Genomic DNA, 6,181 nt, shown 5'->3' with positions numbered 1-6,181 from the left:
GCGACGCTTGAACAGCCGAGCGCCCCCACCCGTCTGACGCTGCGCGTCAGCCACCCTCCCCGAACGGGGAGGGAGAGACGCAGCGCTGGTCTTTACCCGCCCTGAAGCGAGGACCAGGTGCGGGCCGATCCGGCGGTCTCGGCGACCGGAACGGAGGCCCCCGCCGCCGCCGTCCGCTCGGCCAGCCAGCGCAGGTTGGCGTCGGCGGCCTCCGGCGGCAGCTCGCGGCGGAGGATCTGCTCCGCCTCGGCGGTCTTGCCCTGCAGGCCCAGAGCCAGAGCGAGGTTCTGGCGCACCTTCAGGGTCGCGTTCGGCTGGGCGGCGGCGCGGCGCAACAGGATCTCAGCCGATGGCGCATTGCCCTCGCCCATCTGGGCGATGGCGGCGTTGGTCAGGACGTCCGGATTGTCGGGGGACAGGCGCAGGGCCTCGGTCCAGGCGGCCTTGGCGTCGTCGGGACGGCGCACCTGCTGATAGGCCACGCCCAGCAGCGACAGGGGCCGCCAGTCGCGCGGCGCGGCGGCCCGCGCCTGTTCCAGAGCGTTGATGCCGTAGAAGGCCTGACCGCGCGCGATATGGGCACGGCCAACCTCGAGCATGGCCTCGACGTTGGCGGGCTGGACGGTCAGGACGTTCTGCGCTGTTTCGGCGGCCTGATCGAACTGGCCCATTTCGCGCAGGGCCTGCGCCAGCTTGACCCCGGCGACCGGGTCCATCGGATTGACCTGCTGTTCCTGCGACCAGAAGACGGAGCGGCTTAGGGCGTCGGCGCGGTCGTAGCTGGCGCGCGTCGCGGCGTCGGCGGGCTGACGCGCCTGAACGGCGGCGGGCGCCGGCGTTTGCGCCATGGCGGCGCCCGACAGGCCCCAAAGAGCCAGCGTCATGGTTGCGGCGGCGGCGGCGGTGCGCGACATGGAGAGGGTCCGGACGGTTTCCTGCGGCCTCAGCGTCGCTCTTCCGGGTCAAGGTTTGGTTAATCGGCCTTTAAGGGCCGGAAAGGCTCGCCCCATGTCCGTCGTTCACTCCGACCTGCTGATCGCCGCTTCCGACAGCGCGCGCCCGGTGCGCGTGATCGCGCAAGGCCAAGGCCAAGGACTGAAGCAGGGGCAGGCGCTGACCGGCAAGTCGGCGGCTTGGGCCGAGGCCAACGGCTTCACCGGCAAGGCGGGCCAGCTGCTGATCGTCCCCGGCGACGACGGCGCCGCGCTTGAGGCCCTGTTCGGCGCCGGCGAGGCTTTTGATCCCATGACGGCGCGGTCGCTGCCGACCCGTCTGCCCGCCGGCGACTGGCGACTGGAAGGTGTCGAGGGCGAGGCGGCCCAGCAGGCCGCCCTGGCCTTCGCCCTCGGCGGCTATCTGTTCGACCGCTACAAGGCCCGGCCCGAGCGCGGTCGCGCCCGTCTGGTCGCGCCTTCGGGCCTCAACCTGACCGAGACCCTGAACATCGCCGCCGCCGCCGCCCTGGCCCGCGAGATGGTCGACACCCCCGCCGCCGACATGGGCCCGCTGCAGATCGAGACCATCGCCCGCGAGATCGCGCAAGGCTCGGGCGCGACCCTGACCGTCACGACCGGCGACGCCCTGCTGGAGGACAACTACCCCGCCGTCCACGCCGTCGGCCGCGCCGCCGCCCCGCACCGCGCGCCGCGCGTGCTGGAGATCGGCTGGAAGCTGGATCAGACCGACCTGCCGCTGGTGGCCCTGGTCGGCAAGGGGGTGGTGTTCGACACCGGCGGTCTGGACCTCAAGCCCGCCGCCGGAATGCGCAACATGAAGAAGGACATGGGCGGTTCGGCCCATGCGCTCGCCCTGGGCCGCCTGATCATGCAGGCCGACCTGCCCGTGCGCCTGGTGGTCCTGGTCGCCGCCGTCGAGAACGCCGTCTCCGCCGACGCCTTCCGCCCCGGCGACATCCTGTCGAGTCGCAAGGGCCTGACCATCGAGATCGGCAATACCGACGCCGAGGGCCGCCTGATCCTGGCCGACGTCCTGACGCGAGCGGGCGAGCATGAACCCGACCTGACGCTGGACTTCGCCACCCTGACCGGGGCGGCGCGCATGGCGCTCGGCCCCGAACTGCCGCCTCTCTATACCGACGACGAGGTTCTGGCCGAGGGTATCCTCAGCGCCGGGCGGGCGGTGGGCGATCCCCTGTGGCGGATGCCGCTGTGGGCCGGCTATCGCGTCGCGCTGGACAGCGAGATCGCCGACCTGAGGAATGATTCCGCCGCCTGGGCCCAGGCCGGGTCGGTGACGGCGGCGCTGTTCCTGCAGAAGTTTGCGCCGACCACGGGATCGTGGGCGCACATGGACATCTTCGCCTGGAATCCGCGCGCCCGTCCCGGACATCCTGAGGGCGGCGAGGCCCAGGCCCTGCGCGCCTGCTATCGCTATCTGCGCGACCGATTCGCGAAATAGTCGAGGCCGTTAACGCCCGATTTGGCTTCGGCGTTTACATATGGCGGTTCACCCGCGTGAACCGCCGCTGAGGCCCTGTTTGTCCGACCTTCTGGCCCTTATCCCGCCCGGCCCGCCTCTGATCCTTCGGGATGGAGATCGGATCGTGCTGGCCGAGCAGGCGCTCGAAGGTCTGATGCGGGCCGAGGCCTATCGCCGCACCGAGCCCATGCATTGCCGGGTTCCGGTCGCGGACATTCTGTCGGACGCCGACCAGCGCACGGATCAACTGCTTTACGGCGAGGCCTTCGACGTCCTGCATCGTCAGGGCGAGCGCGCCTGGGGTCGGGCGCGCCGCGACGGCGTGGTCGGGTGGATCGCGCTGGACCTGCTGTCGCCCGGCGCGCCTCTGCCTGCCCGCCGCGTCGCCTCCGTCACCGCCGCCCTGCCGCTGAACGCCCTGGTGGGCGAGACGAGCGAGGGGTTGAGCGACACTGATCTTCAACCTGTCGGCGATTTCGAGCGCGAGCCGGTCGCCGTGGCCGAACGGCTGCTGGGCCGCCCCCATGCGCTCGGCGCTCGCTCCTCGTTCGAGACCGACTGCTCGGGTCTGGTGCAACAGGCCCTGCTGGCCTGCGGCCTGCCTGGCCCGCGTCGTTCCGACGCCCAGGCCGATCTGGGCCGCCCCATTGCGCGAGACGCCGCCCAGCGCGGCGATCTGGTCGTCTGGATGGCCCCGAACCGCGACCACGACTGGACCGGCCATTCCGCCATCATGGTCGACGCCGATCAGGTCATTCACGCCACCGGCGCGCACGGCGGCGTGGTCATCGAGACCCTGGCTGAGGTCGAGGCCCGCCTGACCGGCGAAGGCTTCGCCTCGGCCGTGTTCCGGCGGATCTGATCCCCAAATTATTCGTCATCCCGGCCGCAGCCTCGCATCGCGAGGCGTAGAGCCGGGACCGCCCCAGGCGCAGACGGCGAGGCTTCTTGCGGTCCCGGATAGCCCTGCGGGCTTCCGGGATGACGGCTAGCGATATCTCCAAACGCAGAAAAGGCGACCCGAAGGCCGCCTTTTCCCGTCGTCTTGAATGTCTGACGCTTACGCCGTCGGGGCGCTGGTCGCGGCCGGCGGGGCGGCCGGGGTCGCTTGCGTCGTGGCCGGAGCCGCACCCTCGGCGGCCGGAGCGGCCTCCGTGGCGGCGGCGCCTTCAGCAGCCGGAGCCGCGCCGTCAGCGGCCGGAGCCGCAGCAGCGCCCGGTTGACGCGCCGGGTCCGAGGCCGGGATGGCGAAGCCGCCCGAACCCTGCGTCCGCAGCCAGGCGATCAGGTTGATGCGGGTCTTCTCGTCGCGGATGCCGGCGAAGGACATCTTGGTGCCGGGAACATAACGACCCGGCGCGGTCAGGAAGGCGTCGATCTGGTCATAGCCCCAGGTCGGGGCCTCGGCCTTGTGCTTGGCCATGGCGTCCGAATAGGCGAAGCCCGCACGGTGCATCACGGGACCGCCCATGACGCCGTTCAGGTTCGGGCCGATGCCGTCGGCGCCGCCCGCGTTGACGGTGTGGCAGGCCTGGCAGCGCGCAAAGGCGGCTTCACCGGCGGCCAGGTCGGCGGTCGGCAGAACCGTGCCCCAGTCGATCGGCAGGGCGGCCGGCTCGGCGCCCGCGGCTTCGTCCGGCGCGTCCACGAAGTAGCCCATCTTCTCAGGCTGCTTGGTGTGATAGACCATGCCCGAAACTTGCTGGACCACCAGGATGACAAAGGCGGTGCCCAGGCACGCGCCCATAATCTTGTTCCACTTCAGATCGCCGCTCATGCGCGTCGTCGCTTCCCGTATCTAATGAGCCCCCCCACCACGGAAGCGGTGTCAGGCATATTCTTGCGTGGGCGTCTCTTACACGCTAGCGCGACCTTCGCAACCGGCCCGGGCGCTTCCGGGCGTCACAGGACGCGTCAGACTGATGAATCCGCTGATATTGATACCCGCTCGCATGGCGGCGACCCGTTTGCCGAACAAGCCGTTGGCCGATATCGGCGGCAAGCCCATGATCGTGCGCGCCTGGGAACAGGCGGCCCTGTCCGGCTTCCGCGTCGCCGTGGCGGCGGGCGATCCCGAGATCGTCGAAGCGGTCGAGGCGGCGGGCGGCCTGGCCGTCCTGACCGATCCGGCCCTGCCCAGCGGGTCCGACCGCATCCGGGCGGCGGTGGAGGCGGTCGATCCCGAAGCCGCCCATGACATCGTCATCAACATCCAGGGCGACATGCCCTTCGCCTCGCCCGATCTGGCGCGGGCCTGCGCCGACCTGCTGGCCCGCGAATCAGCCTGCGACATCGCCACCCTCGTGGCCGCCGAAGCCGATGTCTCGGACCGCACCAACCCCGACGTGGTCAAGGCGGTTCTGGCCCTGCCGGAAGGCCGGACCAGCGGGCGGGCTCTCTACTTCACCCGCTCGACGCTCTACGGCGACGGCCCCGTCTGGCACCACGTCGGCATCTACGGCTATCGCCGCGACGCCCTGATGCGCTTCTGCGCCGCTCCCCCGTCCCCGCTGGAAAAGCGCGAAAAGCTGGAACAGCTGCGCGCCCTGGAAATGGGCCTGCAGATCTGGGCCTCGGCGATCGCCGACGCCCCGCTGTCGGTCGACAATCCCTCGGATCTGGAGGCGGCCAGAAGGCTGGCCTGACGTGACCCTCTCCCTCCCACTTGGGGGAGGGTGGCTGACGCGCAGCGTCAGACGGGTGGGGGCGGCCAGGCCAATCAGCCGCGGCACCCCTTTATTACCAAGCCCTCCCCACCCGGTCGCTGCGCGACCACCCTCCCCTGAAGGGGAGGGAGAGGAGCCGCGCCTACTCCCCCTCCGCCCACGCCTCCAGCAACCGCCGCGCAATCGCAAACGGCGGCGGCGCATGGATCGTCCCATGCGTCCCGGCCAGCACCGCCCGCACCTCGGCTCGCGTCAGCCAGGCCACGGCCTCCAGCTCGGTCTGATCCGGCGCGGCGTCCTCGGTCGTGACCTCGGCGATCAGGCCGATCATCAGCTGGGCCGGGAAGGGCCAAGGCTGGCTCGAATGATAGACCACGCCCGACACCGTCAGCCCCGCCTCCTCCATCACCTCGCGGGCGCAGGCCTCCTCGATGGATTCGCCGGGCTCCATGAAGCCGGCCAGGGCCGACATCCTACCCTCGGGCCAGGCGGCCTGACGCCCTAGCAGGCAGCGCGGTTCGGCTCCGCCCTTATAGACCGGCAGCATGATGACGACCGGATCGACGCGCGGGAAATGCTCGACCCCGCAGGCCGCACAGACCCGCCGCCACCCGCCCGAGGCCTGATCCGTGGCCTTGCCGCAGGCCGCGCAGAAGCCGTGACGACGGCGCCAGTCGAACAGGCTCTTGGCCGTCCCCGCGATGGCGACATCGGCTTCCGGCAGGGCCGCCGCCGCCGCGCGCATCTCGATGAACTGGCCCAGGCCGCCCACGGGACCGCTGGTCGGGTCGATGGAGCCCTCGAACTCGATGGCGAAGACCGGCGCCCCCTTCCACAGGCCCAGGAAGAGATCGCGGTCCGGGACCAGGTCGCGGCCGTGGCTCAGCGCCAGCCAGACCAGGCGCTGTCCGCCCTCATGATCCTCGACCAGGGGCCGCCCCTCCCACAGCAGCATGGCCAGGGCCTCGGGATTGGCTTCCTGCTCGCCCAGCCAGGCGATGTCGTTGCGAAGGTCGCCCGAGCGGTCGAGCGGATTGCCGGAGAAGACGTGGGTATGGGACATGGCCGCTTCATAC

6 protein-coding genes are annotated in these 6,181 nt (G+C 70.9%); 3 read left to right on the top strand and 3 right to left on the bottom strand.

Translation table 11 applies throughout. The features are described from left to right. Positions 1-92 precede the first annotated feature (92 nt). The gene (locus tag HX774_RS12315; protein ID WP_178827156.1) at positions 93-914 is read right to left on the bottom strand and encodes a tetratricopeptide repeat protein; all 822 of its coding nucleotides are present in this window, start codon (positions 912-914) and stop codon (positions 93-95) included. 94 nt (positions 915-1,008) lie between these two features. On the opposite strand from HX774_RS12315, the gene HX774_RS12310 reads away from it, so the two are divergent. Next, on the top strand, positions 1,009-2,418 hold the full coding sequence (locus HX774_RS12310) for a M17 family metallopeptidase (protein ID WP_178827154.1): 1,410 nt from the start codon (positions 1,009-1,011) through the stop codon (positions 2,416-2,418). 79 nt (positions 2,419-2,497) lie between these two features. Further along, on the top strand, positions 2,498-3,301 hold the full coding sequence (locus HX774_RS12305) for a C40 family peptidase (protein ID WP_255500429.1): 804 nt from the start codon (positions 2,498-2,500) through the stop codon (positions 3,299-3,301). Positions 3,302-3,499: 198 nt separating this feature from the next. Here HX774_RS12305 and HX774_RS12300 read toward each other — a convergent pair whose 3' ends face one another. Next, positions 3,500-4,216: a cytochrome c family protein gene (locus HX774_RS12300; protein WP_114818193.1), complete on the bottom strand. Its 717-nt coding sequence runs from the start codon at positions 4,214-4,216 to the stop codon at positions 3,500-3,502. 145 nt (positions 4,217-4,361) lie between these two features. Here HX774_RS12300 and HX774_RS12295 point away from each other — a divergent pair, with 145 nt between their 5' ends. Beyond that, a complete protein-coding gene (locus tag HX774_RS12295; protein ID WP_178827150.1) occupies positions 4,362-5,084 on the top strand; it encodes a 3-deoxy-manno-octulosonate cytidylyltransferase in 723 nt (240 codons plus the stop codon). Between the two features lie 163 nt (positions 5,085-5,247). On the opposite strand, the gene nudC is transcribed toward HX774_RS12295, so the two are convergent. Next, on the bottom strand, positions 5,248-6,168 hold the full coding sequence (gene nudC, locus HX774_RS12290) for an NAD(+) diphosphatase (protein WP_178827148.1): 921 nt from the start codon (positions 6,166-6,168) through the stop codon (positions 5,248-5,250). Between the last annotated feature and the right edge of the window lie 13 nt (positions 6,169-6,181).

The organism is Brevundimonas sp. P7753 (assembly GCF_013386595.1).
Lineage (GTDB): Bacteria > Pseudomonadota > Alphaproteobacteria > Caulobacterales > Caulobacteraceae > Brevundimonas > Brevundimonas bullata.
Note: the sequence above shows the minus strand (reverse complement) of the source record. Positions and strands in the feature narration are given on the sequence as shown.